The 202-nt window shown below is 63.4% G+C and carries 1 protein-coding gene; it reads right to left on the bottom strand.

All coding sequences use genetic code 11. The features are described 5' to 3' along the window. Window positions 1-174, bottom strand: a 174-nt coding sequence (locus IG08_RS58695) for an acyl-CoA dehydrogenase family protein (RefSeq protein ID WP_199821153.1), incomplete at its 3' end; no start/stop codon positions are given. Window positions 175-202 lie beyond the last annotated feature (28 nt).

The raw sequence follows: 202 nt of genomic DNA, 5'->3' as shown, positions 1-202 counted from the left end.
CTCCTCGGGCACCAGCATGCCCATCAGCCCCAGCTCACCGAGCTTGGTGAAAACGTGGGTCGGGAAGGTCTCCGTCTCCGACCACTCAGCCGCGTTCGGAGCGATCTCCTTCGCCGCGAACTCACGGACCATGTCCTGCAGAGCCCGGGTCTCCTCCGGCAGATCGAAATCCATGTCACAGTCCCTTCGGGGTCAGCAGAAC

The organism is Streptomyces fulvoviolaceus (genome assembly GCF_000718165.1).
Taxonomy (GTDB): Bacteria; Actinomycetota; Actinomycetes; order Streptomycetales; family Streptomycetaceae; genus Streptomyces; species Streptomyces fulvoviolaceus.
Note: the sequence above shows the minus strand (reverse complement) of the source record. Positions and strands in the feature narration are given on the sequence as shown.